The sequence below is a fragment of the Streptosporangium sp. NBC_01810 genome (assembly GCF_035917355.1).
Taxonomy (GTDB): domain Bacteria; phylum Actinomycetota; class Actinomycetes; order Streptosporangiales; family Streptosporangiaceae; genus Streptosporangium.
This window is the reverse complement of sequence record NZ_CP109070.1, coordinates 4,238,701-4,264,296: the sequence shown is the minus strand read 5'-3', so window position 1 is coordinate 4,264,296 and position 25,596 is coordinate 4,238,701. Positions and strand designations below refer to the sequence as shown.

The 25,596-nt window shown below is 71.2% G+C and carries 25 protein-coding genes and 1 pseudogene; 14 read left to right on the top strand and 12 right to left on the bottom strand.

The features are described 5' to 3' along the window. Nucleotides 1-4: 4 nt before the first annotated feature. The 5 genes from OIE13_RS18395 (at nt 5) to OIE13_RS18375 (ending at nt 5,171) form a co-directional block, all read left to right on the top strand. Entirely contained in the window at nt 5-1,174 is a 1,170-nt protein-coding gene (locus OIE13_RS18395) for an ArsA family ATPase (protein WP_326638135.1), read from the top strand. Then, on the top strand, nt 1,167-2,069 hold the full coding sequence (locus tag OIE13_RS18390; protein ID WP_326828451.1) for a hypothetical protein: 903 nt from the start codon (nt 1,167-1,169) through the stop codon (nt 2,067-2,069). Before OIE13_RS18395 ends, OIE13_RS18390 begins: the two co-directional genes overlap by 8 nt. Before the next feature lie 27 nt (nt 2,070-2,096). Continuing rightward, nucleotides 2,097-3,041 carry an ROK family glucokinase gene (locus OIE13_RS18385; protein WP_326638139.1) on the top strand — a complete coding sequence of 315 codons (945 nt, stop codon included), beginning with the start codon at nt 2,097-2,099 and terminating at the stop codon, nt 3,039-3,041. Nucleotides 3,042-3,177: 136 nt separating this feature from the next. Continuing rightward, on the top strand, nt 3,178-3,927 hold the full coding sequence (locus OIE13_RS18380; RefSeq protein ID WP_326638141.1) for an endonuclease/exonuclease/phosphatase family protein: 750 nt from the start codon (nt 3,178-3,180) through the stop codon (nt 3,925-3,927). Between the two features lie 116 nt (nt 3,928-4,043). Then, nucleotides 4,044-5,171 (top strand): hypothetical protein, encoded by a 1,128-nt coding sequence (locus tag OIE13_RS18375; RefSeq protein WP_326638142.1) that lies wholly within the window; start codon nt 4,044-4,046, stop codon nt 5,169-5,171. Nucleotides 5,172-5,199: 28 nt separating this feature from the next. On the opposite strand, the gene OIE13_RS18370 is transcribed toward OIE13_RS18375, so the two are convergent. Further along, nucleotides 5,200-5,670 carry a hypothetical protein gene (locus OIE13_RS18370; RefSeq protein WP_326638144.1) on the bottom strand — a complete coding sequence of 157 codons (471 nt, stop codon included), beginning with the start codon at nt 5,668-5,670 and terminating at the stop codon, nt 5,200-5,202. Between the two features lie 66 nt (nt 5,671-5,736). Then, nucleotides 5,737-6,501, bottom strand: coding sequence for an alpha/beta hydrolase (locus OIE13_RS18365; RefSeq protein WP_326638145.1), 765 nt, complete (start codon nt 6,499-6,501; stop codon nt 5,737-5,739). Nucleotides 6,502-6,650: 149 nt separating this feature from the next. Between OIE13_RS18365 and OIE13_RS18360 the strand changes: the two genes are divergently transcribed. Further along, entirely contained in the window at nt 6,651-7,370 is a 720-nt protein-coding gene (locus tag OIE13_RS18360; RefSeq protein ID WP_326638147.1) for a lysophospholipid acyltransferase family protein, read from the top strand. Between the two features lie 57 nt (nt 7,371-7,427). Here OIE13_RS18360 and OIE13_RS18355 read toward each other — a convergent pair whose 3' ends face one another. Then, on the bottom strand, nt 7,428-7,664 hold the full coding sequence (locus tag OIE13_RS18355) for a substrate-binding domain-containing protein (RefSeq protein ID WP_326638149.1): 237 nt from the start codon (nt 7,662-7,664) through the stop codon (nt 7,428-7,430). A gap of 31 nt (nt 7,665-7,695) precedes the next feature. Here OIE13_RS18355 and OIE13_RS18350 point away from each other — a divergent pair, with 31 nt between their 5' ends. Next, nucleotides 7,696-8,244 (top strand): FGGY-family carbohydrate kinase, encoded by a 549-nt coding sequence (locus tag OIE13_RS18350; RefSeq protein ID WP_326638151.1) that lies wholly within the window; start codon nt 7,696-7,698, stop codon nt 8,242-8,244. A 4-nt stretch (nt 8,245-8,248) separates the two neighbouring features. Here the strand turns inward: OIE13_RS18350 and mmuM are convergent, their stop codons facing one another. The 3 genes from mmuM to OIE13_RS18335 form a co-directional block, all read right to left on the bottom strand. Beyond that, nucleotides 8,249-9,106 (bottom strand): homocysteine S-methyltransferase, encoded by an 858-nt coding sequence (mmuM, locus tag OIE13_RS18345; protein ID WP_326638153.1) that lies wholly within the window; start codon nt 9,104-9,106, stop codon nt 8,249-8,251. A gap of 131 nt (nt 9,107-9,237) precedes the next feature. Continuing rightward, entirely contained in the window at nt 9,238-11,571 is a 2,334-nt protein-coding gene (locus OIE13_RS18340) for a VIT domain-containing protein (protein WP_326828449.1), read from the bottom strand. After that, the gene (locus OIE13_RS18335; RefSeq protein WP_326828448.1) at nt 11,568-12,269 is read right to left on the bottom strand and encodes a MerR family transcriptional regulator; all 702 of its coding nucleotides are present in this window, start codon (nt 12,267-12,269) and stop codon (nt 11,568-11,570) included. The genes OIE13_RS18340 and OIE13_RS18335 overlap by 4 nt, the downstream gene beginning before the upstream one ends. Before the next feature lie 124 nt (nt 12,270-12,393). Here OIE13_RS18335 and OIE13_RS18330 point away from each other — a divergent pair, with 124 nt between their 5' ends. Continuing rightward, complete coding sequence (locus tag OIE13_RS18330; RefSeq protein WP_326638158.1) at nt 12,394-12,861, top strand: Dps family protein; 468 nt, start codon at nt 12,394-12,396, stop codon at nt 12,859-12,861. Between the two features lie 112 nt (nt 12,862-12,973). Here the strand turns inward: OIE13_RS18330 and OIE13_RS18325 are convergent, their stop codons facing one another. After that, entirely contained in the window at nt 12,974-13,801 is an 828-nt protein-coding gene (locus OIE13_RS18325) for a helix-turn-helix domain-containing protein (protein WP_326638160.1), read from the bottom strand. On the opposite strand from OIE13_RS18325, the gene OIE13_RS18320 reads away from it, so the two are divergent. From OIE13_RS18320 to OIE13_RS18310, 3 genes are all read left to right on the top strand, one after another. Next, nucleotides 13,800-14,342 (top strand): TIGR03086 family metal-binding protein, encoded by a 543-nt coding sequence (locus OIE13_RS18320; protein WP_326638162.1) that lies wholly within the window; start codon nt 13,800-13,802, stop codon nt 14,340-14,342. The genes OIE13_RS18325 and OIE13_RS18320 overlap by 2 nt on opposite strands. Before the next feature lie 20 nt (nt 14,343-14,362). Further along, nucleotides 14,363-14,839, top strand: a complete 477-nt coding sequence (locus OIE13_RS18315; protein ID WP_326638164.1) for a UTRA domain-containing protein — start codon at nt 14,363-14,365, stop codon at nt 14,837-14,839. Between the two features lie 251 nt (nt 14,840-15,090). Beyond that, nucleotides 15,091-16,284 carry an RNA-guided endonuclease InsQ/TnpB family protein gene (locus OIE13_RS18310; RefSeq protein WP_326638166.1) on the top strand — a complete coding sequence of 398 codons (1,194 nt, stop codon included), beginning with the start codon at nt 15,091-15,093 and terminating at the stop codon, nt 16,282-16,284. 39 nt (nt 16,285-16,323) lie between these two features. Here the strand turns inward: OIE13_RS18310 and OIE13_RS18305 are convergent, their stop codons facing one another. Together OIE13_RS18305 and OIE13_RS18300 are read right to left on the bottom strand one after the other, a co-directional pair. Further along, nucleotides 16,324-16,509 carry a hypothetical protein gene (locus tag OIE13_RS18305; protein WP_326638168.1) on the bottom strand — a complete coding sequence of 62 codons (186 nt, stop codon included), beginning with the start codon at nt 16,507-16,509 and terminating at the stop codon, nt 16,324-16,326. A gap of 353 nt (nt 16,510-16,862) precedes the next feature. Next, complete coding sequence (locus OIE13_RS18300) at nt 16,863-20,240, bottom strand: P-loop NTPase fold protein (protein ID WP_326828447.1); 3,378 nt, start codon at nt 20,238-20,240, stop codon at nt 16,863-16,865. Nucleotides 20,241-20,439: 199 nt separating this feature from the next. Here OIE13_RS18300 and OIE13_RS18295 point away from each other — a divergent pair, with 199 nt between their 5' ends. After that, nucleotides 20,440-21,573 carry an alkaline phosphatase PhoX gene (locus tag OIE13_RS18295; protein WP_326638171.1) on the top strand — a complete coding sequence of 378 codons (1,134 nt, stop codon included), beginning with the start codon at nt 20,440-20,442 and terminating at the stop codon, nt 21,571-21,573. Here OIE13_RS18295 and OIE13_RS36740 read toward each other — a convergent pair. Both OIE13_RS36740 and OIE13_RS36735 read right to left on the bottom strand, forming a co-directional pair. Then, nucleotides 21,496-21,765, bottom strand: coding sequence for a hypothetical protein (locus tag OIE13_RS36740; RefSeq protein WP_442816070.1), 270 nt, complete (start codon nt 21,763-21,765; stop codon nt 21,496-21,498). The two genes, OIE13_RS18295 and OIE13_RS36740, sit on opposite strands and share 78 nt — an antisense overlap. 61 nt (nt 21,766-21,826) lie before the next feature. Next, a pseudogene (locus OIE13_RS36735) lies at nt 21,827-21,988 on the bottom strand (TetR/AcrR family transcriptional regulator); the annotation flags it as partial. A gap of 185 nt (nt 21,989-22,173) precedes the next feature. On the opposite strand from OIE13_RS36735, the gene OIE13_RS18285 reads away from it, so the two are divergent. Next, the gene (locus OIE13_RS18285; protein ID WP_326638175.1) at nt 22,174-23,121 is read left to right on the top strand and encodes a lactonase family protein; all 948 of its coding nucleotides are present in this window, start codon (nt 22,174-22,176) and stop codon (nt 23,119-23,121) included. 424 nt (nt 23,122-23,545) lie between these two features. Continuing rightward, nucleotides 23,546-24,571 carry a 6-phosphofructokinase gene (locus OIE13_RS18280; protein WP_326638177.1) on the top strand — a complete coding sequence of 342 codons (1,026 nt, stop codon included), beginning with the start codon at nt 23,546-23,548 and terminating at the stop codon, nt 24,569-24,571. Nucleotides 24,572-24,725: 154 nt separating this feature from the next. Here the strand turns inward: OIE13_RS18280 and OIE13_RS18275 are convergent, their stop codons facing one another. Then, nucleotides 24,726-25,583: an MHYT domain-containing protein gene (locus tag OIE13_RS18275; RefSeq protein ID WP_326828446.1), complete on the bottom strand. Its 858-nt coding sequence runs from the start codon at nt 25,581-25,583 to the stop codon at nt 24,726-24,728. Nucleotides 25,584-25,596: the final 13 nt, after the last annotated feature.

Here is a 25,596-nt window from a genome sequence, read left to right as displayed (position 1 = left end):
TGACGTGAGCCGGGTCCTGCTCTTCACCGGCAAGGGCGGTGTCGGCAAGACGACCGCAGCCGCGGCCACCGCCACCCTCGCCGCCCGGTCCGGCCTTAAAACCCTGGTGGTCTCCACGGACACCGCCCACTCGCTGGCCGACGCCCTCGGCGTGCACGCGGGGGAGGGGCCCACCGAGATCGCGCCAGGCCTCTCCCTGCAGCAGGTCGACACTCAACGGGCGCTGGAGCGCCAGTGGGGCGAGCTGCGCGACTATGCCAAGGGCGTCTTCGCTGAGCTCGGCCTCGACGAGGTGACCGCCGAGGAGATCACGGTGCTGCCCGGCGCCGAGGAGGTCGTCGCGCTGCTGGAGCTACGTGAGCAGGCGCGCGCCGGGCTGTGGGACGTCATCGTCATCGACTGCGCCCCGACCGCCGAGACGCTCAGGCTGCTGGCCCTGCCCGAGGCCCTCGACTGGCACGTGAACCGGCTGCTGCCCGTCGGCAGGCGGCTGCTGCGCACCCTCTCCCCGCTGATCCGCCGCCTGGCGCAGGTCAGCGTGCCGGAAGACCACGTGGTGGGTGCTGGGGAACGGCTCCACCGGGGGCTGATGGAGGTGCGCGAGCTGCTCACCGGGCCCGGCGCGAGCGTCCGGCTGGTACTCACCCCCGAGGCCGTCGTGCTGGCCGAGGCCCGTCGCACGCTCACCTCCCTCAGCCTGTACGGCTACCGCGTCGACGCGGTGATCGCCAACCGGGTCTTCCCCGCCGAGGGGGCCGACCCGTGGCGGCAGAGGTGGGTGCGGGCCCAGGCCCTGCACCTGGCCGAGGTCGAGGAGTCCTTCGCGCCGCTGCCCGTGCACACCGTGCCCTACCTTGAGGCCGAGCCCGTCGGCCTCGACGCTCTCGCCGGGGTCGCCGAGGCCATGTACGGCGAGGGCGACCCCTTCGCCCCGCCCTCCGTCGACCCGCCGCTGCGGATCACCGCCGCGGGGGAGCTGATCCTGGCCCTGCCGCTCGCGGACAAGAACGAGGTGGATCTGGCGCGCAAGGGCGACGAGCTGATCGTCAATGCCGGTTCCTACCGCCGGGTCCTGGCCCTGCCTGCCGCTCTGGCCCGCCGGCCGGTGCGGGAGGCCGCGCTCCGAGATGGGTTTCTCCGGGTACGGTTCGAAGCGGGAGGGCCTGATGACTGATAACACGAATGATGCAGAGAAGACCCCGAAGCCGCGTACGCCCAGAAAGCCGGGCAAGACCGCCGATGCCGTGACACCGAAGGTCGCCGCCGAGGCCGCTGGTGCTGCCGACGCCAAAGGCGCCGAGAAGGCCCGGAGGAGCCGACGCGCGAAGCCGGCCGAGGAAGCCTCGAAACCCGGGCGTGCCCGGCGTACCGGATCGGCCGAGTCCACCGGGCCGGTCGAGTCCGTTAAGTCGGCCAAGGCGAAGGGCGAGCCCGTCGAGGTTGTGGCCGAGGCTCCGGATTCCGGGCGGCCCCCGTCCTCGGAGCAGGCAGAGCGCGATGCGCGCGCCGCGTGGTTCGAGCGCGCCGAGCGGGTCCGGCGCGAGGAGCGGACCGGCTGGACCCCGTGGGCCCGGCCCGGCGAGCGCGAGGAGCGCGCCGGGCGAGACGAGCGGGTGCGCGAGGAGCAGGTGCGGGAAGAGCGGGTGCGGGAAGAGCGGGCCGAGGGCGGTAAGGACCCGCTGGGCACCGCCGCCGAGGAGGCGTTCAAACTTTTCGACACGCTGCAGCAGAAGGCGACCAGGGAACTGCGCAAGAATCTGATCAAGGGCACGATGACCGGTTTCGGCAGCGCGTTCTCCGGTGGCGGTCGGGGAAGAGAGCGGGACGTGTGGGAGGAGGCGGTCTCCGAGCACGAGGAGTACATCTGCCGGGCCTGCCCCGTCTGCCGTGCGATGGCCGCGCAGCGTGAGTCGGGAACCGCCGTCACCGACCACCTCATGCAGGCCGGCACCGAACTGTTCGCCGCCTTCAAGTCGGCGGTCGACGGGCTCGGTAAGTCCGCGCCCGGTCAGCGGACACGGGAGCGCGAGCGCAAGGACACCCCCGTGGAGCACATCGACCTGGGATGAGCCCAGGCGGAGAGGAAGAAACGGACAATGGCGCTGACCATCGGCGTGGACATCGGCGGTACCAAGGTCGCGGCGGGAGTCGTCGACGAGGACGGCCAGATCGTCACGCACCTGCTGCGGCCCACCCCGGCCGGGAACCCTGAGCAGGTCGCCCACACCATCGGTGACGTGATCCTGGAGCTCGCCAGGGATCGCGAGATCGAGGCCGTCGGTCTCGGCGCCGCCGGGTTCGTCGACGAGACCCGGTCCATTGTCCGGTTCGCTCCCAACCTCGCCTGGCGCGAGGAGCCCCTGCGGAAGAAGGTCTCCGACCTGGTCGGCCTGCCCGTCGTGGTGGAGAACGACGCCAACGCGATGGCGTGGGGCGAGGCCAGGTTCGGTGCCGGTCGCGGGGAGAGCCATCTGGTGTGCGTGACCGTCGGCACCGGCATCGGCGGCGGCATCGTGTTCGACGGCTCCCTCTACCGGGGACGCTGGGGGATGGGCGCCGAGTTCGGCCACATGCAGGCGGTCCCCGGGGGGCGCCGGTGCGGGTGCGGCAACCTCGGCTGCTGGGAGCAGTACGCCAGCGGCAACGCCCTGGTCAAGGATGCCAGGGAGATCGCCGAGGCCGAGCCGGACAGGGCCGTCAGGCTCCTGAAGATCGCCGGTGGTACGCCGGACCAGATCGAGGGCCACGAGATCACCGAGGCCGCCAGGCAGGGGGACCCGGCCGCGCTGGCCGCGTTCTCCTCGATGGCCCGCTGGATCGGTCAGGGCCTGGCCGATCTCGCCGCCGTCCTCGACCCCGGCTGCTTCGTTCTCGGCGGCGGTGTCTCGCGCGCCGCGGATCTGTGGATCGACGAGACCCGAGAGTTCTTCGCCACGCACCTGAGCGGCCGGGGGCACCGCCCGCCGGCCGACATCCGGCTGGCCGAACTCGGTGCCTCGGCGGGCCTGGTGGGCGCCGCGGATCTCGCCCGCAGGCGCTGACCGGAACCTCGGGCAGGCGCCGGGCCCGCACCGCCGCACGCATGCCGACGGCCCGTATACCGATTAGGGGTGGATAGCTGGCATGTCCGGCGGCGCGCGGTTACCCTCGCGTCACGCGTCGCGAAGTGAGGCAGCCGTGGTGCTCAGGATCGCCAGCTACAACGTGCGTTCCATGCGGGACGACATCCCGGCGCTGGGGCGGGTGGTCGCCGCGCTCCGCGCCGACGTGCTCTGCGTGCAGGAGGCGCCCCGGTTCCTCTGCTGGCGCCGCAGGCGCCGACGGCTGGCCGCCTTCGGGAGACTGGCCGTGGCGGCCGGCCCCCGCAGGGGCGGTGTCGCGGTGCTGACCGGCCCCGGCGTGCGGCTGCTGCACGGGGAGGGGCACCTGCTTGAGTCCTTCTTTCCCCTGGAGCGGCGCGCCGTCGCGATCGCCGTGGTGGAGGCGGAGGGGCGGCGGTTCGCCGTCGGCTCCATCCACCTGGACCTCGACGAGACCGCCAGGCGCCGTCACGCGGGCGAGGCGGTGAGGCTCCTGGGAGAGGCGGCCGACCGGTTCGGCGCGCTGCCGGTGCTGGCCGGAGACATCAACGAGCAGTCCGGGCAGCCGAGCTGGCAGCACCTCGCCGAGAGACTGACCGACTGCTACCCGGTCTCACCGCGCGGTGACGGCTTCACCTTCCCGGCCAGGGGTCCGCACAAGCGGATTGACGCGATCTTCGCGGTGGCCGGTCTCTCCGTGGTCTCCTGTGGCGGTGCCGAGGCCGACCCGGCGGACCTGGTGGCCGCCACCGACCACCTGCCGGTGGTCGCCGAGCTGGATCATCCGCGCCCCGGCGGCGGCGACCGTCCGGACCCCACTTCGGTAGAGGCCGGTTCCGGGAGCTGAGAAAACCGGTGGGATCAGGGTTTTCGTGACGAGCGGTAGGGCGTCTTTCCGGATCGCACCTATTAACTGGGGAGACCTGGACACGGGGAGGGGAGGAGCCCCGTACCATTTGAAACATGACCCGTCGCCTTCCGCGGCGTGCGCTGGCTCTCTGCGCGGGAGGCCTGCTCCTGCTGTCCTCGCACACATTTCCAGCACACGCCGATCCCGTCAGCCCGCCCGTGGCCGAGGCCTGGCAGGCTCCGGTCAGCGCGGGCCTGAGCAGTGACGGATCGCTCTCCGACGTGGTGGGCGTCTCGGCCGCGAGCGTGTGGGCGGTGGGCCAGCAGAGCGTCTGGGACGTCTGGCAGAGCCGCGGCGCGATCATCCACTGGGACGGTTCCTCCTGGAACGAGGTCGGCATCCGCAACGACCCGACAGGTGCGGGGCCCCTGCGTTCCGTCGCGGCGGCCTCGGCGTCGGAGCTGTGGGCCGTCGGTGAGGGGCACGATGGCCTCCCCTATCTGGCGAAGGGGGACGGGGCGTCCTTCGACAGGGTCGTTGTCGACAAACTGCACGCGGGCGACTGGCTGGGCGGGGTGGCGGCCGTCCCCGGCCGGATGGTCGCCGTCGGCCGCCGTGACAAGTCGCCCCTGATCGTGACCGGCACCGGTTCGAAGTGGAAGCTCACCCGGTTTTCCGGCAGGGGAATGCTGTACGGCGTGGCGTTGTCGGGCAAGAGCGACGGGTGGGCGGTGGGCGACGCCGCCGGCAGGCCGTTGATCATGAGGCAGTCCGGCGGGCGCTGGAAGCTTTTCAAGACCCCCGAGATTCCCGGCGGCTATCTGCGCGACGTCTACCTCGACGGGCCGAAGCGGGCACTCGCCGTCGGCGGTCTCTACCGGGAGGCCGGCGAGACCGTCCCGTTGATCCTGTCGTGGAACGGCAAGAAGTGGTCCCGGGTGTCCCTGCCCGCAGGTGACATCCGCCTGTACGGGGTGACCGGCGATCGCAAGGGGCACTTCTGGATCTCCGGGGTCGATCTGGACCGGCCTGGCGAGGCATTCCTGCTCCGCTACGACGGGCACAAGGTCAGGGCGTTGCGCGGTCCCGAGGCCACCGACTCCCGGACGGTGAGGCTCCAATCCGTGACCTATCTGCCGGGCACCGGCACCGTGTGGTCGGTCGGCCACGTGGTCGACGCCTCCGGCAAGTACACGGACGTGATCGAGCGCTTCGGCACCCCGGCGCGCGCCAAGTCGTAGGCGTCAAGTCGTAGGCCGAGCCCAGGGCTCAGATGACCGCGCCGTCGTCCCAGCCGGAGTCGTTGGGCGGACCGTCGCCCATGCGGACCACCAGCGCCACGAAACCGCCGATGAACGCGGCGACCGCGGTGAACAGCATCCAGCCCTGCAGGTTCCAGCTGAGCGCGGCGCTGAGCAGCAGGTAGGCGGGCCCGCCGAACAGGGCCAGCCATGCGATCTTGGTGGTGGCGTCGGTCTTGGGCAGCGGGGGTGGCGGCGGAGGCACGTAGTGCCCCTCCTCTTCCTCGCCGTCGCCCCGTTCGGTGTCGGAGTCGTCGGCCGGGTCGTCCTCCCGCAGGAGGTCTTCCTCGTCCGACTGCTTGATCACCCGTCGCGGAGGTTCGGCCGGGAGGTTCTCGCTGTCCGGCCACGGCTGATGTGCCAAGTCATGCTCGGCGGGATCGTTGAAGGACGCGACGATCTGACGCCAGACCTCGTCCTCGTCACTTTGAGGTGTCACTTAGCTGGGCCCATTGTTCATCGGCCGATCACTTTCTCCCGGAGACCGCGCATCCTCCGCTCGGGATCAGTCTCTCTGCAAGGGTACAGACGCGTTCGTCTTGACGAACTCCAGGCTCCCCGCAAAGATCCGATCCGCATCGTTGTCAAGAGTCGCGACGTGGTAGCTGTCGGCGAGCTCCACCACATTCAGATTCCCCCCGGTCACCTTCTCACGCAGAATACGCACACTCGCCGGTTTCACAACATGATCCTGCGGACTATGGAAAACCAAGACAGGTTGGGTGACCTTGCCCAGTTCCGACTGGGTCAGAGACCAGAGCCGGGGGAGGGTGGCCGCGGCCTTGATCGGCGTGCGCGAGTAACCGAGCTCGGTCGCCCCCTCCTTCTTGATGTCTCCCGCCACGCCGGGCACCGACGCGATCACGAGCCTGATCAGGGGTGCCAGCCTGAGCAGCGGCACGTCGTTGGTCACCGACGGGTTGACGATCACCAGCCCCCTGATCCCGTCGCCGTGCACCTCGGCCAGCCGCAGTGCCATGCAGCCGCCGAGCGACAGGCCCATGACGAAGACCTCGGCGCAGCTGCCGCGCAGGTCCGCCAGGGACTTGTCCAGCTCGGCGTACCAGTCCTCCCAGCGGGTGTGGTTCATCTCCTGCCAGGTGGTGCCGTGGCCGGGCAGCCGCGGTAGCGACACGGTCATGCCCGCCGCCGCCAGGTATTCGCCCCACGGGCGCAGGGACTGCGGCGATCCGGTGAATCCATGACAGAGCAGGACGCCGATCTGTCCTCCCGCATGGTGGTACGCCTCCGCACCGGGCATGACTGGCATCGCGGCTCCTTGTAAGGTTCGCCCGATCGTCGCACGACTGGGGCGTGTTTTGCGAGAGGTCGATTTGGGTGGTTCGGCGGGGTAGGTGACTGAGGCCGGAAGTGGGAGGATAACTCCAGGTCCTCGCCTGTCAACTGAAGGAGCATGGAGTGTTCTACTGGGTGGTGAAGGCGATCCTCGGACCCCTGCTCCACGTGATTTTCCGCCCGTGGGTGGAGGGCGTGGACAACGTACCGAGGCAGGGACCGGTGATTCTGGCCGGAAACCACCTGTCGTTCGCCGACCACTTCTTCGGCGCGCTCTTCCTGCGGCGCAAGGTGATCTCTCTCGGCAAGTCCGACTACTTCACCGGCCGCGGCCTCAAGGGCATGGTGAGCAGGGCCTTCTTCAGCGGTGTCGGCACCGTCCCCATCGACCGCTCAGGGGGCAAGGCCAGCGAGGCGGCGCTCCGTACCGGCAAACGCATCCTCAACGAGGGCCATGTGCTCGCCATCTACCCCGAGGGCACCCGCTCCCACGACGGCCGTCTCTACAAGGGCAAGACCGGGGTGGCCCGGCTGGCGCTGGAGTCGCGCGTGCCGGTCATCCCGTGGGCGATGGTCAACACCTTTGAGATGATGCCTCCCGGCCGCGTCCTGCCCAAGCTGGGCATCCGCCCGGGCGTGAAGTTCGGCAAGCCGCTGGACTTCACCCGCTACTACGGGATGGAGGAGGACCGACTCGTCCTGCGCGCCGTCACCGACGAGATCATGTACGCGCTGATGGAGCTCTCGGGTCAGGAGTACGTCGACAGGTACGCCGCGAGCGCCAAGGCCGAGGCCGCCCGCGCAGCCAAGGAGGCCACCGCTCAGGCGCGCAAGCGCCCCTGAGCGAGGTGTCCCCTCCGGACGGCCCGGGCCTTCGGAGGGGCGGCCGGAAGGCGAAGATCAGCGGGTCGACTCGCGGACGATCAGCTCGGGCTGGAACATGACCTGCTGGTGGGCGTGGGATTCCGGGTTGTCGCACTCGTCCAGCAGCAGTTCGGTGGCCGCCCTGCCGAGCCGGTGGGTCGGCTGCCGGACCGGCCTGTGGCTCCTGCAGGAGTGCATCCGCACCTGGGAGTCGGGTGTCGCTCCGGACGGAGGGCCGTCCACCGCGGTTCCGTCCGCTGCGGTTCCGTCCACGGAGCCCTTACCCGGTGCGGTTCCGCCGGGTGTGGCGTCGCCCGCCGCGGCGCCGGGCGGACGTGTCGACCTGGAGGCGCTGCTTGAGCAGGCCGCGCGGGAGGCGCCGTTCCGGTCGGTGGTGGACGCCGACAACCCGATCTTCCACGCGCCCGGCGACATGCCCGGACGCATCGCCGACTTCTGCCGCCGCAGCGGCCGGCCCGTCCCGGAGACCCGCGCGAGGACCGTCCGCTGCGTGATCGACTCCCTCGCGCCGGCACACCGGGCCGCGCTCCAGGACGCCGTGCGGCTCACCGGGCGGGCGGTGGACACGATCCACATCGTCGGCGGAGGCTCGCGCAACGCCCTGCTCTGCCGGCTCACCGCCGACGCCTGCGGTCTTCCCGTGGTCGCGGGCCCGGTCGAGGCCACCTCGATCGGCAACGTCCTGGTTCAGGCCAGGGCCGACGGCGTCGTCTCCGGCCCCCTGGCCGACCTGCGCGGCCTGATCCGGCGCACCCAGCACCTGGAGCGCTACAACCCCGACCCGGCCGCCGAGGTCCCGTCGGCGGGGACGTTCGGCCGGCCGGTGAGGTGACCGTTCAGGTCAGGTGGGCGCGGATCTGGCGGATGTGCTCCGGGGTGGTGCGGCAGCAGCCGCCGACGAAGGCGGAACCCGCCGCGGTCCACCCGGCCGCGGCCTCGCCGAACTCCACCGGGTCGGCCAGCCCGAGCCAGCGGCGGTTCGCCGAGTCCCAGACCTCGCCGGAGTTGGGGTAGACCATGGTGGGCTTGCCCTTGATCTGGGAGATCAGGTTGAGCACGTGGCGCGGTGCCGTGCAGTTGACGCCGATCGCGATCACCTGGGGGTTGCCGGCGAACAGGCCGGCTGCGGTCCGCAGCGGGGTGCCGTCGTTGATGTGCAGGCCGTCGCGGCAGGAGAAGCTCACCCAGGCCCGCATCCCCGGCGTCTCGGCCAGCAGCCGCCGGAGCGCCCTCGCCTCAAGGTAGGAGGGGATGGTCTCGCAGGCCAGCAGGTCGGCCTCGCTGTCGGCCAGGATGTGCCAGCGGTCGCGGTGCCAGTCGGTCAGACCGTCCTCGTCGAGGTCGTACTTTCCGGTGTACTCGGCGCCGTTGGCCAGGTAGGCGCCGTAGGGTCCGACGCTGGCGGCCACGGTCCCCGAGCCGTGGGCGTCCCTGGCCTGGGCGGCGAGGTGCACGGAGAGCAGGATCAGGTCCTCGGCCTCGGCGGCGCTCAGACCCCGCCTCAGGAACGCCGGGATGCTCGCCTGATAACTCGCCGTTATCGCCACCTCGGCACCGGCGGTGAAGTAGTCGAGATGCGCCTGCCGGATCACGGAGGGGTTCTCCAGCAGGAGCTTCGCCGACCACAGGTCGTCTCGCAGGTCCGCGCCCAGCTCCTCCAAATGGGTGGCCAGGCCGCCGTCCAGAATCACCATCCCGCTACTTTATGTGGAGTCGCGAGGCTGGGCGGCACTCTTGTCCGGCACCGGTCTCGCCGCCTTGCACCGGCCACCCGTCCCACCTCCGAGCCCGGCCGCCGATCCGCTCCGGTCGGGCCCGGAGGAGGTCACCGCTTCCAGAACGGTCGGCGCCCGCCGGAGCCCACCAGGGCTTCCAGCCCCTCCACGGCCCGCTGCCACAGGGCGTCCACGTCCCCGCCGGCCTGCAGTTCCTCGGCCAGGGCCGCCAGCTCGGCGTGGCCGCCGAGGTAGACGGCCAGGGCCGCGAGGCGGCTGCCCAGGTCCTCCAGGATGAGCAGCCGTTCGGTGGCGGGCAGGGACGCGGCGGCGCGCAGCCGCCTCAGCTCCTCGGCGAGCTGCTCCCTCGGCGGCTCCTGCGGCCTGCTCTGCGACCTGGGGGCCGGCATCGGGCGTGGCAGCATCCGGGCGCGGTCGTCGAAGCCGCCGGCCGCCGCCTCCTGCGGCAGGCCGCCGCCGATCGCGCTCGCCGCGAACTTCGGCGCGGAACCGGGTGCGGCCATCCCGGGCGGTCCCATCGGCGGGCTCGGGGCCGCGCTCGCGCTTGCCGGCGAGGTCAGCATCATCGGTGCGGCGGCGACGGGGCTCTCCCAGCCGCTGGGCAGCTCCACCGGCTGGATCACCCGGTGCCCGGGACCGCCCTCGGCGACCACCTCCGTGTCGACCGCGACGAAGGCGGTGAACCGGCAGAGCACCCCGTACCTGAGCGAGGTCTCCACGATCTCGGCCTCCAGTGACCGGTCGCCGGTCGCGTAGCGGTCCTCCAGGGTCCGCAGCCGCCCCCGCGCCCAGATCGCCCGTACCGCCGGGTTGTCCACCGTCGCGGAGGTGACCCGGCGCTCCCACGGCAGGCCGGCGGCGTCCAGGCCCCGGACGGTCAGCGCCCCCGAGGCCGTGCCTCGGTAGCGGCCGAGGACGGTGAGCGGGACGCCCGGGTAGATCGAGCCGACGTGGCCGATCGTCTCGGTGACCAGGTCGAGCCCTTCGGCGTGCAGGGCCAGGTCGGTGACCAGGGGGGCGCCGATCCTGCGGTGGATGTGCTCCATCGCCTCGTCCAGCCGGTCCTCGGACTCGACCAGCTCGCACCGGCCCCCGCCCAGCCCGGCGAGCCTGCCCAGGAAACCGGCGTTGACCGCTCGGTCGATGCCGACCGTGTGCACCCGGACTCCGGCCAGCCGGGATCCGGTCCGTTTCAGGATCTGGTCCTCGTTGCCCACCTGCCCGTCGGTGACGAGCACCAGCACCCGGTCCCTGCCGGAGTCGGCGAGCAGCGCGGCGGCCTGCTCAAGCGGGGCCAGCATCTCGGTGCCGCCGCGCGCCTCCAGCCTGGCCAGATGCTCCACGGCCCGGTAGCGGTTGCGGTCGGACGCCTCCGACAGTCCTTCGTCGAGCCCGTCCGGCTGCTCCACGACGGTGTCGAAGGAGAGCACCGCGAATCGGTCGCGGGAGGTGAGCGTGTCGACGATGCGGGCGGCGGCGCGCCGGGCGGCCACCATCTTCCAGCCGGTCATGCTGCCCGAACGGTCGAGCACCAGCACCACGTCCTTGGCCCTCGCTCCGGCGGGCGCCGGGTCGGGGACGACGGTCAGCGTGAACGTGCCCTCGCCGTTCTCGTCGTCGGGGGCCAGCGCCAGAGAGGTGGAGGCGCCCGTGGCCAGGCGCAGGATGAAGTCGCGGTCAAGCCGCTCGCCCGGCTGGAGGCGGATCGTGGTGTCCTCCTCCTGGAGGACCACGTGCAGGCTGGAGCGGATCTCGCGCAGCTCCAGGCCGGCCGGGTCGACGGTGACGGCCAGCGAGAGCCGGACCGGGTTGGGGAAGCCGGGCAGCAGCACCGGAGGGGTGATCCTGGAGGCGTCGGGGACCGCGTCGGTGTCCGGGGCCCACCCGTCGCCCGCCCGCTCGCCGTCCAGCGGGGCGCCGGGGACGTAGCGGGGGGCGACGACCAGCGGGAAGCGGAAGGTGGCCGCGCCGTCCTCGTACGGGAGCGGCTGGTTCAGCGTGAGACGGACGGTGACCCGCTCGCCGGGCACGATGTTGCCGACCCTGATGGTGAAGACGTCGGGGCGGTCCTCCTCGGCGATCGCGGCCCGCCTGCCCTGGGCGATCGCCTGGTCGTAGTCGGCCCTGGCCTGGCCGCGCTCCTTGAGCACGCCCTCGATGACCCGCCCGCCGGCCTCCATCCTGAAGGCGGTCACGGCGGCGCGGTCGGGCAGCGGGAAGACGTACGTCGCCTCCAGCGCCACGTCGTGCGGGTTGCGGAAGCCCTGGACCACCTCGACCCCGGCCATCAGGCCGGACACGGAGGCGGTCACGTCCACGCTCTCCAGCGGCAGGTTGCCGCGCTCGGTGCTGAGCGCCCCCAGTCCGGCGTCCGGGACGGGCGAGCACTCCTCCGGCGGCAGTGTTGTGATCGAGATGGTCATGAGTGCGTTCCTTCCGGAGGTGTGAGGCCGCGTTCGCGCAGGAGCGACAGGAGCCCCTGTGCCGCGGCGGTGATCTCGGCGAGGTCGTCGGGTGAGGGGGCGCGTCCGCCGTCGGCGCCGCCGTCGAGCAGCAGCGTCACGCCGTCCGCCAGGCGTACGCCGTGCACGATCACGGCAAGCACGGCAGGCGGGGCGGGTGGGGCGGGTGGCCGGGTTTCCGTGGCCGGCGCGGGAGGCGGGAACCGCGCGGCCGGATGGGGGGCCGGTTTCGGTGGTGGCGCGGGTTTCTGCGGTGGTGTGAGGCCGGTCTCCACCGGGGCCGAGGACGGCTCGGCCCAGAAGCGCGGGCGTGCCGTCCTGGGGGAGACCGTCTCGGCTGTGTGCTCGGGCGACCGCTCGGGGATGCGGGCGATCGACTCCAGGGTCTGGTCGGTGGCTCCGGTCAGCTCGGCCTGGATCTCGGCGATGGTCCGGCCGTCGGCCTGGCGCCGCTTGACCGCGATGAGCTGGAGCAGGTGGCGCCTGCCGTACAGGGCCACCCGGCCGCGTCGGGCCAAGGGGGGATCGAGTAGGCCGATCGTGGCGTACCACCGGATGAGCCGCTCGTTGGGCACGTCCCTGACCCGCCCGTTGAGCCGGGCGGTGGGGGCCAGCGCCGCGGACGCCCGCTCGGCCAGTTCACCGATGGTCCATTCCATATGTCGATAGTGACACTGTCATCATGACACTGTCAACATAAAAGCCTGGATAGGGATGCGGATAGATGGGTACGGACATTCCGTAGCAAATAGGAAATCGAGCTCGAAACAGGGGGAAAATTCCATGTCCTCGATCACCAGTCCACTCAAGCCAGAAGACAAGAAGGTCGTCGGCCAGGCGCTCCAGGGTGCGCTCGTCGACCTGCTCGACCTGTCGCTCCTGACCAAGCAGGCCCACTGGAATGTGATCGGTCATAACTTCCGCACACTGCACCTGCAGCTCGACAAGATCGTCTCGTCGGCCAGGAAGCACTCGGACACCGTCGCCGAGCGCGCGGTCGCCATGGGGTGCAACCCCGACGGCCGGTCCTCCACGATCGCGAGCCACACCGAGGTGCCGCAGCTGGAGGCGGGCTACATCAACGACGGCAAGGTCGTCGCCGCCATGACGGACATCCTCGGATCCATCATCCGCCGGATGCGCGAGCGGATCGTCGCCACCGAGAAGCCCGACCTGGTGACCCAGGATCTCCTGATCGAGATCACTCAGGACCTGGAGAAGCATCACTGGATGATCGAGGCCCAGCGCTAGATCGTCTCGCCGGGGCGCTCCGGCTCACCGGCCGGGGCGCCTTTGGTGTGCTTCGGGTTCCTTGGCGATGAGGTGGCCCCGCTGAAGGGGGGCGTTTGCCGGTGCGGGAGGATCAGGCCTGGCTTCTGAGCCGGGCGTAGGCGGCGGGTGGCATGCCGACCGCGGCGGTGAAGTCGCGGGTCAGGTGGGCCTGGTCGGTGTAGCCGAGCTCGGCGGCCAGCGTGGCGAGGTCGAGGCCCCGGTAGACCCGCTCCGCGGCCTCGTGCAGCCGGAAGCGGCGGATCACCCACTTGGGGCCGATGCCGACGTGGTCCCGGAACAGCCGCTGCAGCGAGCGCACCGACCGCCCCGACCTGGCGGCCAGCTCGTCGACCCTGGTCACGGACACGTCGCTCTCCGCCATCGCCACCAGCGCCGCGACCTCTTCCGCCGGCGGATCCTGATCCGGCCTCAGACTCAGCAGGAACGTCTCGGTGAGTGCGATGGCGGCCCGGGTGTCGGGCTCGGCCAGGACCTGCTCGACCAGGGTCGCGCCCGCCGCGCCGTACATCTCGTCGATCTCCACGAAGCGGCCGGTCAGCTGGGACACCGGGCCGCCGAGGAACGGCCGGAAGCCGCCGGGGCGGAAGCGTGTGCCGAGCACGCGGCCGCTGCCCCGCATCGTGTAGGAGAACCCGCCCTTGATCACTCCCGCGATCCGGTGGAAGTTCGGGGTGATCGTCATGTTCACGGTGGGGTGCGAGACGATGCGCTGTTCGTACGGCTCGGCGAGGTCGGTCCAGGTGACGACCCAGAAGTGATCCACATACGCCGAAATTTCGGGCGATGGCGCCTGACGGGCGAAATTGAAGGCGTTGAGCCCTGCGTACGGGTCGACCCAGCCGCGCTGTCGCGTTTCTACAAGCCGCGCCTCAGGTAGGCGGGGCAAGATGGCTGCCATGGACGACATGATGCCGCTGATGACGCACGCCACCGAACGGACCGCGGGATTGGTGCGCGCGGTACGGCAGGAGCAGCTCGGGTCCTCGACGCCATGCGCGAAGTTCGACGTCAAGGACCTGATCAACCACCTCGAGTGGGTGGCGGAGATGTTCGAGTCGCTGGGTCGCAAGGGGCCGAACGTCGAGCAGGGGCCTTACGCGGGCGACTTCCCCGAGCGGGCGGAGCGCATGCTGGCCGCCTGGTCGCGGCCCGAGGCCTGGGAGGGGACCAGCCCCGCCATGGGCCTGCCGATGACCATGCTGGCCCACATGTACCTCGTCGACATGGTCGTGCACGGCTGGGACCTGGCCAGGGCCACCGGCCAGGAGTACGAGCCGGACCCCGAGGCCGTCTCGCGGGCGCTGCACTTCACCGACCAGATGGCGGAGATGGGCAGGCAGCGCGGTGCCTTCGGGCCGCCGGTGGCAGTGCCGGACGACGCCCCGCGGTTCGACCGCCTGCTCGGCGTCATCGGCCGGGATCCGGCCTGGACGCCGTGATCTGTGCCGGTCGCCTGCGAATGCTGAGGGCGACCGGGAACGGATATCGCTCAGGCGAGCGGGCCGAGATCCTGAGCGCCGGAATTGTCCCGGCATCCGAGGAGATCGCGGATGCGCTGGGAGTCGAGACAGGGACCTCCGTCGTTCGGCGGCGCCGTGCGTACCATGACGACAGGGGTGCCGTCGTGGTGTCCACCTCGTGGCTTCCCGGCGAGCTGGGCGAGGCGGCATCCGAACTACTGGTCGCGGAGCCGCTCCCTCAGATGACCTTCGGGCTGGTCGAGGACCGGACCGGCCGAAGGGCCGTCCGGCGCCGTGACATCGTCGCCATCAAACCGGTCCCAGAGGACATCGCCTCGGTGTTCGGCGTGCAGAACGGCCTGCCGGTGCTCACCATGACCAACTTCTATTGGGATCAGTACGGTGACGTGACCGAGTACGCCGTGGATTTCCTCGCTCCTGGGCGCGAACTCGCGGCTGACCACGACCTGGAATAGTTCCGCCCTTCATTGGTGAGGTAGGTGGTCCGAGAGGCGCATGCTGCTGTCTGTCGCGTACCGACGGAGTGAATGCGAGCCGGGCATGGCAACCGGTCACCGTGGCCTCCTGGGCGAAACGGCGGAGCCGGTGGTCGTCACCAACCATCTCCAGTGTGGATGCCCCGTCCTTCAGCGCGGGGAGGAAACGCGGAACGGTCGGGCACGGTGGTCTCCCGGTTTTGTCGGTGGGGTTCGGTAGATTGATCGGCATGTCCCGCTTCCGGCTTCAGCCTTCGCCTGCCCAAGAGCAGGTACTGGCTGAGCACTGCGGGCACGCCCGATACGTGTGGAACCTCGCGGTGGAGCAGCACGCCCACTGGCGGCCCGGCATCAAGTCCGCGCCCGGTTTCGCCGAGCAGTGCCGACAGCTCACCGAAGCCCGCGCCGCGTTCGACTGGCTGCGCGCCGGGTCGATCATCGTTCAGCAGCAGGCGCTCAAGGACTTCGCTCACGCCATGAGCAACTTCTTCGGCAAAACCCACCGCAGGCCGACCTTCCGCAAGCGTGGGCAGGGCGAAGGGTTTCGGATCGTCGCGGTCAAGCCCGGTGATGTGCGCCGCCTGTCGCGCAACGTCGGCGAGGTGAGGATCCCCAAGGTCGGCTGGGTGCGGTTGCGCTGGTCTCGTACCGTCGCCGAGGCGAAGTCCTACCGGGTGACCCGCGATGCGGCCGGACGCTGGCATATCGCGTTCGCGACGATTCCCGAACCGCTCCCCGCACCGGGGAGGGGAGAGGTCGTCGGAGTGGACCGGGGCGTGAGCGTGTCGGCCGCCCTGTCGACGGGCGATCTGCTGAACACCCCTGCCCTGCACGATGGGGAGAAGAGGCGTCTGCTGCGGCTTCAGCGCAAACTCGCCCGCGCCAAGCGGGGGTCGAACCGGCGCGGCACGGTCAAGGCCGCGATCGCCCGCCTGAAGGCGCGTGAGAGCGACCGCCGCAAAGACTGGGTGGAGAAGACCTCGACCGATCTGGCCCTGCGGTTCGACGTCATCGCGGTCGAAGACCTGAAGATCGGCAACATGACCCGGTCGGTTCGCGGCACCATCGAGGCGCCCGGCAGGAATGTCTGTCAGAAAGCGGGCCTGAACCGGGGCATCCTCGCAGCCGGGTGGGGCCGACTCGTGACCCGCTTGGAGCAGAAGGCTCCTGGCCGGGTGCGGAAGATCAACCCGCGGTACACGTCGCAGACCTGCAACGTCTGCAAGCACATCGCCAGGGAGAGCCGCGAGAGTCAAGCTCTCTTCCTGTGCGTGGCCTGCGGGTGGCGGGACAACGCCGACGTCAACGCCGCGAAGAACATCCGAGATACCGCCGTTGGGCAGACGGTGGCTGCGCGGAGAGGCGCCGGGTTGCCGGAGCCTGCGAACCGTGAACCTCAACGCGACCTTCTCCTCGTGGGGTAGTCGCTGTTGGAATCCCACGCCTTCAGGCGAGGGAGGATGTCAACACCAGTAGGTGGGGTAGCGCGGTCGCACCCTTTCTCCCAGCGAGATCTCCTTCGTGTCCCCGATGGCCTGCGAATCGAGCCACGCGGTCTCCGGGCCCCCTCCCGGTCCGGACGCGTACGGCAGGAACGGCGTCGTCCACCTGCGCATCCGGCCGGCCGGGAAGAAGTTGCGAACCCCCATAGAAAATCTCCTGCGATCTCGACATCGGTGACCAAAGTCGCAGAACGTACTTGTGCCTCACTTGAAGGTCAGCGAAAACGCCCGGCCACCGGGCGAACGCTGGACGTGGTACACGGTTGGCACAGCCACTGGAAGACGCCACTCAGGCATGGATCGCGCAGCGCGCCGATGCACGAACTCGTCCTTCCTGTCGAGTTCGTAAATGAGACCACAGACGTGAGACTCAAACGACACGTGAGACTCATCGGCCGCACGGCCGCACGGCCGCACGGCCGCTCGCTCGCTCGGAAGGTCGCCGGGGCCCGGGCGCGCGGGCGGCGCGCCGCCACCGTCGGAAAACGGGGCCAGCCGGCTCACAGGAGGTAGCGGGCGAGGTCGGCGATGGGGTGGGGGCGGGTGAGCAGGTCGCGCAGGGAGTCCAGGTGGGTGCCGTCGGGGGTGTCGGGGTCGGTCAGGCCGGTCTCGTGGACGGCACGCTCCCAGCTCGGATCGTCGCTCGCGGCCTGCTCCAGGCGCCGCAGCGCGCTCACCCCGTCGTACTCCCTGGCCAGTGGTGACAGCAGGTGCGGCCACTGGACGGCCAGCGCGGCGAGCTTGGCGACCTCGCTGTCCGAGGCGGGGGGCGCCCCGGCGAGGGCGCGGCGGTAGGTCAGGAACGAGTAGAAGCGGAAGACGTTCACGTACCGCTTGATCTCACGCGGGTTGAAGAACGTCAGGGCCGGAAGCACGAACTCGATCGCCAGGTAGGCGTTCTCGTCGCTGTAGAGGTCGTCGAAGACCCGGTCGGCGGCCTCGCGGGTCGCCGCGCAGAGGCCGCCGACGGCGTCGGAGCACTCGATGCCCAGGGCGTCCTGGGCCAGCCGCGCCGCCTCGTCGAGGGTCGTCGTGGTCGGGCGCAGCGCCCAGATGGCGTCCTGCAACCGGCTCACCTGGACCGGGTCCGGCGGCTCGGCCGCCCACGCGCCCGAGGCGTGCGAGCCGCCCGGTGGTGCGTGCGATCCCGGCACGTCCGTCAGCGGGTGCGGTCCCAGCGCCTCCACCGGCGCCCACAGTTCCAGTCTCCGCGCGCCCACCGGCGGCACGGATGTACGCCGCCCCTGCACGGCCGCTCCCGACCGCGTGGCGGTGCCGGGCGGGCCCGGCGTGGCCGCGTCGTACGGGAAGGGCCGTGCGGGAGGCAGGGGACCGCGCGAACGCGGTCCGGCCGGATCCGGGGGCGGGTCGAGCCGTTCCAGGGCGGCTGGGGGACCCGCCGGACGCGGTCCGGCCGGATTCGGTGTCCATGCGGTGTCGGGGTCCCGCGGTCGTACGGTCTCCGTGCCGGGGAGAACGTCTGCGGGCCGGGTGGTGTCGGAGACGCCGAGCAGCGCCCGTACGAAGGCGGGCAGCCGGTCGGCGTCGTCAAGCAGCGGCACGCTCAGCGGTAGCTGCACGATCTTCTCCAGGAACCGCCAGCCCAGGCCGGACCGCCCGCCCGCGGGCAGCGTCCCGGCCAGCTCCGGGTAGGCGGCCTCGACGTGCGCGACGACCACCTCGGGTTCCATGGCCAGCACGAACACGCAGTTGGGGAACTCGCCGGCGAGGAACAGGTTGATCGCCTCGATGACCTGCGCCACCGTTCCCGACGAGCAGCGGTCCAGGTCGTCCACGAACACCACCAGCGGGCGCTCCCCGGTGGCGACCAGGTCGAGGACCTGCCGCATGTCGGTCTGCACCAGGTGCAGGAAGCCGGTCTTGGACCGGTACCCGGGGGTGGCCGCGCCCTCGCCGCCCGCCCCGCCGGCCGCGCCGGGGCCGAGCAGGTCGGGCTGGGTGACCAGGCCGCGGAACGCGTTGGCCGCCGACTCTCCGAAGAACCGTGCCAGCCGCAGCGCGCCCGCCCCCACCACCGCCGCCGAGCCGGCCGTGCCGACGGCCGCCGCGGTGTTCCCCAGGAGGGCGCCGAAGGCGGGCAGCAGCATGGCCGCGGCCAGTAGCGCCCCGGTGAGAACGAGGGTGGCGACCAGGCCGAGGGCCACCGGTGCCAGGCGGGTCATCGCCAGGTGGTAGGCGCGGCTGCGGACCGCCTCCCGGTCGACCCTGGACAGGTTCAACTCCAGCCAGAACCGCTCCCGTTCGGTGCGGGGCAGCCGCCCGGTGACCTGACTGATGATCTCGTGGGCCAGCCCGGCCCAGACCTGCTCGCCGTTCTGGTACATCCACGGGTTGAACCAGACCGTGGGCCGCCAGTCCGCCTGCCGCAGCGGAAGCGGATCCGGCTCCGCCCGCCCGGCGCTCTCCCTGGGGCGCCGGCCCGTCCTGGCCAGTACCTCGGCGTTGGTCAGCGCCCGCTCCGCGCGGGAGCCCGGCAGGTGGATCGGGACGGGGGTGTCCCCGGCGGCCCCGGGATCCAGCAGATCCTGGATCATCCGCATCAGGGAGGTCTTGCCGGTGCCCCACGGCCCCTTGACACCGATCGTCAGCGGGGGCCGGGTCTCGGGGTGGCGGACGAACGCGGCGATGGCCTCGGCGTAGACCCGGTGCCCGAGCTGGTCCTCCGTGGTCCACCGGTCGGCGGTGAGCCTGGCCCGGGGCCGTACCGTACGGAGCCCGGCCCGGCGGCGGCGGAGCAGCGCCGAGGTCTGCGCCCTCTCGGCCGCGGAGAGCCGCGAGTGGCCGAAGCTCCGCACGTCCGGATGGACGAACGTGGTCGTCTCGCCCAGCAGGCCCCACTGCCGCAGCTCGGCGGCGTCGCCGAGGATCTCGTCGATCGGCTCGCCCTCGTCGAGCAGGGCGGCCCTGCGCAGCAGCTCCCTGGCCGGGGCGCTCAGATGGAGTTCGTAGACCCGCCGTACGATCTCGATCCCGCAGCTGGGCGGGGCGTGATCGCCGAGCCGCGCCAGGACGCGGGTGAAGGCGGCGTGCGGCCCGGCGGCGGCGTCCCTGGCCGGGGTCAGGGCGACACCGGCGACGGCTCCGTAGGCGATCAGGATGGGGGTGCGGGCGGCCGAGGCCGCCGTGTAGCTGGCGAGCGCGTAGGCATGCAGGTCCCCGACGCTGATCGTCCCGTCCCCGTCGAGATCGGCGGCTCGCGTCATCAGGCCCTCCGCGATGACGTCGGTCAGCGTGCGCACCGGGCCCGGTACCGTCTCGTCGAGCCTCAGCGTGAGGGTCAGGGCCGCCGCCGCCACCCTCGGCTCCCCGGCCACCGCGAGCTGCCTGACCGGTTCGGCGGAGCCGTCCAGTGTGCTCCAGCCGAAGTCCACGATCAGCAGGACGGCGGCCGCCAGCGACTCGCCGACCTGCCGTCCGAACGTGCCGATCATCGATCCCAGCTGTCCCGAGGTCCAGCCGCCGTCGGCGGGCAGCCGGATCAGCAGCAGGTCGCCCTCCCGCGCCGAGCTCAGCAGGTGCCACACGCGCTCGCCGTCCGCGCCCGCTCCGCCGCTGGTCTCGGCGTCGACCGTGAACCCCTCGGCGCGCAGCGCGCTCGCCAGGCGCGCGTCCGGCCGCTCGGTGTGCGGCCCGGCGGCAGGGGGGCCCGAAGAGGGGGCCTGCCGAGGCGGCGGCCCGGCCCGACCCCGGTCGTGCGGCGGATAGGGGTGCCGGACGGGGACCTGAAGCGGGCCGGAGGGCAGCGGCGGGGGCGCGGTCGCGGTCGCGGGGGAGTCAAGGAAGACGAGAGCTCGGCGGGTGCCCACCCGGGGCGCGGTCTCGAAGACTGGATTCGCGAACGCGAGTCCCTCGCTCAACGGTCCTCCTGATCCGACGGCGGTGAGGATTCCACTGTGAACGCGTCCGGTGGGACAGATGGCGATCTTGGTGATAGGCCGACCTGGTTTGACGGATGTTTGTTCTCGGATTTGCGCAATGTTTGCGTCCGTGGAGTCTCGGCGTTCATGTGAGCTTGATCGGCTTGCGGCATACCGTGAGGGACGAGGAGGAGGGGACATGCTTCGCCGTACGTTCGTACGCACCGGAGGTCTGGCCGCCGGCGCGGTTCTCGCGGGCTCGCTCTGGCAGGGGGCCGCCGGCGCCGTCACGTCGCGTTTCGCGGGCCCCTACGGACCGCTCGGCGAGCCCGACTCCAACGGGGTGGCGTTGCCCGAGGGGTTCACCAGCCGGATCGTCGCCCGCACCGGCCGCAGGGTCGGCGGGACGCTCTGGCACCCGGCACCGGACGGCGGCGCGTGCTTTCCCGACCGTGACGGCTGGATCTACGTGTCCAACTCGGAGATCCCGCTGCTCGGCGGGGCGTCGGCCATCAGGTTCGGGCCGCAGGGAGCCGTCGTCGGCGCCTACCGCATCCTGTCGGGCACCGACCTCAACTGCGCGGGTGGCCGCACCCCGTGGAACTCCTGGCTGTCGTGCGAGGAGATCTTCCGCGGCCGGGTCTTCGAGTGCGACCCCTACGGCGCGCGGGCCGCGATGCCGCGCCTTGCCATGGGCCGCTTCAAACACGAGGCCGCGGCCTGTGACCCGGATCGGCGGGTGGTCTACCTGACCGAGGACGAGCCCGACGGCTGCTTCTACCGGTTCCGGCCGACCTACTGGGGCGACCTGACGACAGGCACCCTGGAGGTGCTCTGCACCGAGTCCGGCTCGGGTGCGGTGACCTGGCGGCGGGTGCCCGACCCCGGCGCGCTGCTGAAGGCCACCCGGGAGCAGGTCGCCGGCGCCCGGCGCTTCTCGGGCGGGGAGGGCTGCCACTACGCGGACGGCGTGTGCTTCTTCACCACCAAGGGCGACAACCGGGTGTGGGCGTACGACACGGAGAACGAGCACCTGGGCGTCGTCTACGACACCGACGCCCCGTCGGCCGGTGTCGACAACATCACCGGCACCTCGTCCGGCGACCTCTACGTCGCCGAGGACGGCGGTGACATGGAGATCAACCTGATCACCCCCGGGCGGGTCGTCACCCCTGTCCTGCGGATCGCGGGCCACCCCAGGTCGGAGATCACCGGACCCGCCTTCTCACCGGGCGGCGACCGCCTCTACTTCTCCTCACAGCGCGGCGCCCGCGGCGACGCCGCCGGCACCGACGGCGTCACCTACGAGGTCACCGGCCCCTTCCGCCGCTGAGCGACGCGACCTGTTTGACCACCTCGGTCGACTCCTCGTGTAACTCGGCGAGTCGCCGGGGGAGTGGGCCGGCTCCGTGGCGGTCGACAGGTAGTCCGTGAGCAGGGACTTGAGCTCGGCGGTCAGTTCTGCCGCGCGTTCCGGGGGTCCCGCCGCGACCAGCGGGAGCACCGCCTTGATGACGGCCAGCATCATGGTGGCGATCAGCAGGCGCCGGTTCTCGTCGAGGTGGGGGGGCGCGTACGGCGAGGACCTCGGCGACGCGCCGGGAGAGGCCCCGGTGGAGCCGCTCGGCCCCCTCCGCCGGCCGGTCGCCGGTGGCGGAGCCGTGCAGCAGGGCCCAGTAGGCGGGGCGGGAGGCCTTGTAGGCCACGATCTCGTCCACCACCTGGTTGATCAGGTCGGCCGTGGGCATCCGGATGACGTCGCCGGTGAGCCTGGCCTCCCAGTGCGCGCTCCGCCCAGACTGAGTCAACGAAGTGGAGAGAGGTTTTTCGAGGCGGGCGGCTGTGAGATCACCGGTTAACTGCGCTAACTTCGCATTTTGCCTTGGAACGGACAATGGGCTGGGGCGGCGCGTGCCGCGCCCGTGGCGGGAGCATGATGGCTGAGGTCGCGTACATCGGTGGATACACCCCGGACACCGAAGGGTCCGGGCCGGGAATCACCCTGGTGGAGCTGGGGAGTCTCGCACGGCTCGGGGAGACGCCCGCCTCCGGGCCGTCGTTCCTCGCCGTCCACCCCGCCCTCCCGGTCCTGTACGCGGTGGGGGAGGCCGAGCGCGGCACGGTAGGCGTCTTCGCCCGTGCCGGCGACGGCACGCTGAGCCCGCTCGCGCAGCGGCCCAGCGAGGGATCGGCCCCCTGCCACCTGGCGGTGGATCCCACCGGTACGCGCCTGGCGGTGGCCAACTACGGCGACGGCACCCTCAGCGTGCACGGCATCGACGGATCCGGCCTGCTGACCGACGTGTGGATCTTCCCCTACCGTGCGGGGGCCCACGCCCACCAGGCGGTCTTCGGCCCCGACGGCGTGCTGTACGTGAGCGACCTGGGCGCCGACGAGGTCCGTCGCTACCTGGTCGGGGACGAGGTGGTCCCACACCCGGAGGGGCCGGTACGGCTCGCGCCCGGCATGGGCCCCCGGCACATGGCCAGGGCGGGCGGCCACTGGTACGTGGCGGGAGAGCTGGACGGCACCGTGCGCGCCTACGACGACGAATGGCGCGAGATCCAGGTCGCCCCGGCCGGCGGGGGCGGGGGGCGGAACCAGCCCTCACACCTGGAGGTCAGCGGCGGGCTCGTCTACGTCGCCAACCGAGGCCCCGACACGATCTCGGTCTTCGCCGGTCCCCAGCTGAAGCCGGTCGCGGAGGTCGCCTGCGGCGGCGTCTGGCCGAGGCACTTCGCCATCGCCGACGGCCGCATGTACGTGGCCAACCAGCACTCGGGCACCGTCGCCGTGCTCCCGCTGAAGGACGGCGTCCCGCGGCCCGCGGGGGAGGTCTTCGCCGTCGGTACCCCGTCCTGCGTGCTGCCTCTGCCCTGAGGCGTCCGCCTCTGCCCTGAGGCGTCCGCCTCTGCCCTGAGGCGTCCGCCGGTGCGCTGAGGTGCCCGCCGGTGCCCTGAGGTGCCCGCCGGAGGTGGGGCCGGCGCTTCCGGCTGGGTATGACTCATGAGATGCCGGACCGTGGTCTCCCCTCCGGGATCCCCGAGGCGCACCCGAGGTGCCCGCGACGTGCGCGACCCGCTCGGGTGCGGACCCCGGGCCAGGCTTCGGGCCCGGTGGGGGCGCTCACATGCCACCTCTCCGTTGATCGCGGGAAGCGGCATGTGAGGACTAATTCCATTTGGTCTAGACCACTGGGGCAACTGACGGCAGAATGCGTTCCATAGGTGGTGGAAATTCCGTCGCCGACCGACCGTGCCATTTAGTCTGATCATCTTGTCTCAGACTCAAATCGGAGGATGCCATGCGTATCGGAGTGCTCACCGGGGGCGGCGACTGCCCCGGCCTGAACGCCGTTATCCGCGCTGTCGTGCGTAAGGGAGTGGGCGTCCACGGGCATGAGTTCGTCGGGTTCCGCGACGGCTGGCGGGGTCCTCTTGAGGGCGACACCATGCCGTTGGACATCGAGGCCGTGCGCGGCATCCTGCCGCGCGGCGGGACGATCCTGGGCTCGTCGCGGACCAACCCGATCAAGATCGACGGTGGCGTTGAGAAGATCAAGGAGAACCTGGCGAAGGGCGGGATCGACGCGCTGATCGCGATCGGCGGCGAGGACACCCTTGGCGTGGCCAAGCAGCTCTTCGACAAGGGGGTGAAGGTCGTCGGCGTGCCCAAGACGATCGACAACGACCTCAACGCCACCGACTACACCTTCGGCTTCGACACGGCGGTCAACATCGCCGTCGAGGCGATCGACCGCCTGCACACCACCGCCGAGTCCCACCACCGCGCGCTGATCTGCGAGGTCATGGGCCGCCACGCGGGCTGGATCGCCCTGCACGCCGGCATGGCGGGCGGCGCCAACGTCATCCTCATCCCGGAGAAGCCCTTCGACATCGACCGGGTCTGCGCCTATGTCGAGTCCCGCTTCAAGACGAAGTACGCGCCGATAATCGTGGTCGCGGAGGGCGCGCACCCGATCGAGGGCCAGATGGCGCTGCAGGCGGGCGAACTCGACGCCTTCGGCCACGTGAGGCTCGGCGGCATCGGCGAGAACCTCGCCAGCGAGATCGAGAAGCGCACCGGCAAGGAGGCCCGCACCACGGTGCTCGGCCACATCCAGCGCGGCGGCACTCCCACGGCCTTCGACCGGGTGCTGGCCACCCGGTTCGGCCTGCAGGCCATCGACGCGGTGCAGGACGGCGACTTCGGCAAGATGGTCGCACTCCGGGGCACCGACATCGTGAGGGTGGGCCTTGACGAGGCCACCGAGGAGCTGAAGACCGTGCCGGCCGGCCGCTACGAGGAGGCCGAGGTCTTCTTCGGCTGAGATGTCCCCGCGGGCGCCTGCGGGGAGTCACCTTCTGCAAGCGTTCTGCAAGCGGCCGGCCCTAGCCTCCCGATCGGGCGGCCGGCCGCCCGCGATTCCCCTCCATGTACGGCCTGCGCCCTGAACGAGCGGCCCAGCGGGCGCAGGCCGTACATCATCGCTCGTGGGAGTCGAACAGGGACGGGCCCCTCGGCGCCGGACCGCTGGGCGGAGTGGGCGGCTCGTGGAGCCGGGCCTCGGTGCGGCGCTTCTCCAGCCTGGCCAGCATGGCGGCGTCGTTGTCCAGCTCCGGCTGCGACGGAGACAGGATGACGGTCAGCAGCAGGGTGAGGGTCAGCAGGCCCAGCACGGCCAGCGTGGGCAGCATGAAGTCGACGCCCCTGGCCCCTCCGAGCGGCGCCGGCGAGAGCCGAGGCCGTACCTCGAGCGCGAACATGCCGACGTAGTGCATGCCGCAGACCGCCAGGGCCATGATCATCGCGGCGCCGCCGGTGGCGAGCACGCCACTGACCCGCAGGCTGAACCAGAGCGCCACGATGGAGGCGGCGATGGCGATCAGGACCGAGAGCCCGACCAGCGCCGGATCGTAGGAGAGGTGGGCCGGCATGTTCATCGCGAACATGCCGATGTAGTGCATGCCCGCCACGCCGAGACCGGTGAGCACGCCGCCGAACACGAGCGGCAGGAATCTTTCGCCCCGGTAGGAGACCAGGAGCAGTCCCGCGCCCACGACGACGACCGCCAGGATCGCCGAGCCGACCGTCAGCGGTACGTCATAGCGGATCTGGCCGCCGCCGATGGAGAAGCCCATCATGGCGACGAAGTGCATGACCCAGATGCCGGTGCCACCGATGGACAGTGCCCCGCCCGCCAGCCAGCGGGCCCGTGCCGCGCCCACCGTCGCCTGGGCTTTGGCGGTGAGCAGGAGACCGAGCATGCATCCGATGCTCGACATGACGTAGGCCAGCACGGGAGTGAGAAGGCCATAGGAAAAGTGATCTACGTGGGACATGTTCCCGTTTTTC

Coding starts and splice junctions, on each gene's coding strand:
- OIE13_RS18340 (WP_326828449.1), bottom strand. CDS start 11,571: ATGACCATCTCGATCACAACACTGCCGCCGGAGGAGTGCTCGCCCGTC.
- mmuM (WP_326638153.1), bottom strand. CDS start 9,106: ATGGTGATTCTGGACGGCGGCCTGGCCACCCATTTGGAGGAGCTGGGC.
- OIE13_RS18280 (WP_326638177.1), top strand. CDS start 23,546: ATGCGTATCGGAGTGCTCACCGGGGGCGGCGACTGCCCCGGCCTGAAC.
- OIE13_RS18320 (WP_326638162.1), top strand. CDS start 13,800: ATGGACGACATGATGCCGCTGATGACGCACGCCACCGAACGGACCGCG.
- OIE13_RS18335 (WP_326828448.1), bottom strand. CDS start 12,269: ATGGAATGGACCATCGGTGAACTGGCCGAGCGGGCGTCCGCGGCGCTG.
- OIE13_RS18325 (WP_326638160.1), bottom strand. CDS start 13,801: ATGGCAGCCATCTTGCCCCGCCTACCTGAGGCGCGGCTTGTAGAAACG.
- OIE13_RS18295 (WP_326638171.1), top strand. CDS start 20,440: ATGCTTCGCCGTACGTTCGTACGCACCGGAGGTCTGGCCGCCGGCGCG.
- OIE13_RS18330 (WP_326638158.1), top strand. CDS start 12,394: ATGTCCTCGATCACCAGTCCACTCAAGCCAGAAGACAAGAAGGTCGTC.
- OIE13_RS18390 (WP_326828451.1), top strand. CDS start 1,167: ATGACTGATAACACGAATGATGCAGAGAAGACCCCGAAGCCGCGTACG.
- OIE13_RS36740 (WP_442816070.1), bottom strand. CDS start 21,765: ATGCTGGCCGTCATCAAGGCGGTGCTCCCGCTGGTCGCGGCGGGACCC.
- OIE13_RS18310 (WP_326638166.1), top strand. CDS start 15,091: ATGTCCCGCTTCCGGCTTCAGCCTTCGCCTGCCCAAGAGCAGGTACTG.
- OIE13_RS18385 (WP_326638139.1), top strand. CDS start 2,097: ATGGCGCTGACCATCGGCGTGGACATCGGCGGTACCAAGGTCGCGGCG.
- OIE13_RS18315 (WP_326638164.1), top strand. CDS start 14,363: ATGCTGAGGGCGACCGGGAACGGATATCGCTCAGGCGAGCGGGCCGAG.
- OIE13_RS18275 (WP_326828446.1), bottom strand. CDS start 25,583: ATGTCCCACGTAGATCACTTTTCCTATGGCCTTCTCACTCCCGTGCTG.
- OIE13_RS18285 (WP_326638175.1), top strand. CDS start 22,174: ATGATGGCTGAGGTCGCGTACATCGGTGGATACACCCCGGACACCGAA.
- OIE13_RS18365 (WP_326638145.1), bottom strand. CDS start 6,501: ATGCCAGTCATGCCCGGTGCGGAGGCGTACCACCATGCGGGAGGACAG.
- OIE13_RS18375 (WP_326638142.1), top strand. CDS start 4,044: ATGACCCGTCGCCTTCCGCGGCGTGCGCTGGCTCTCTGCGCGGGAGGC.
- OIE13_RS18305 (WP_326638168.1), bottom strand. CDS start 16,509: ATGGGGGTTCGCAACTTCTTCCCGGCCGGCCGGATGCGCAGGTGGACG.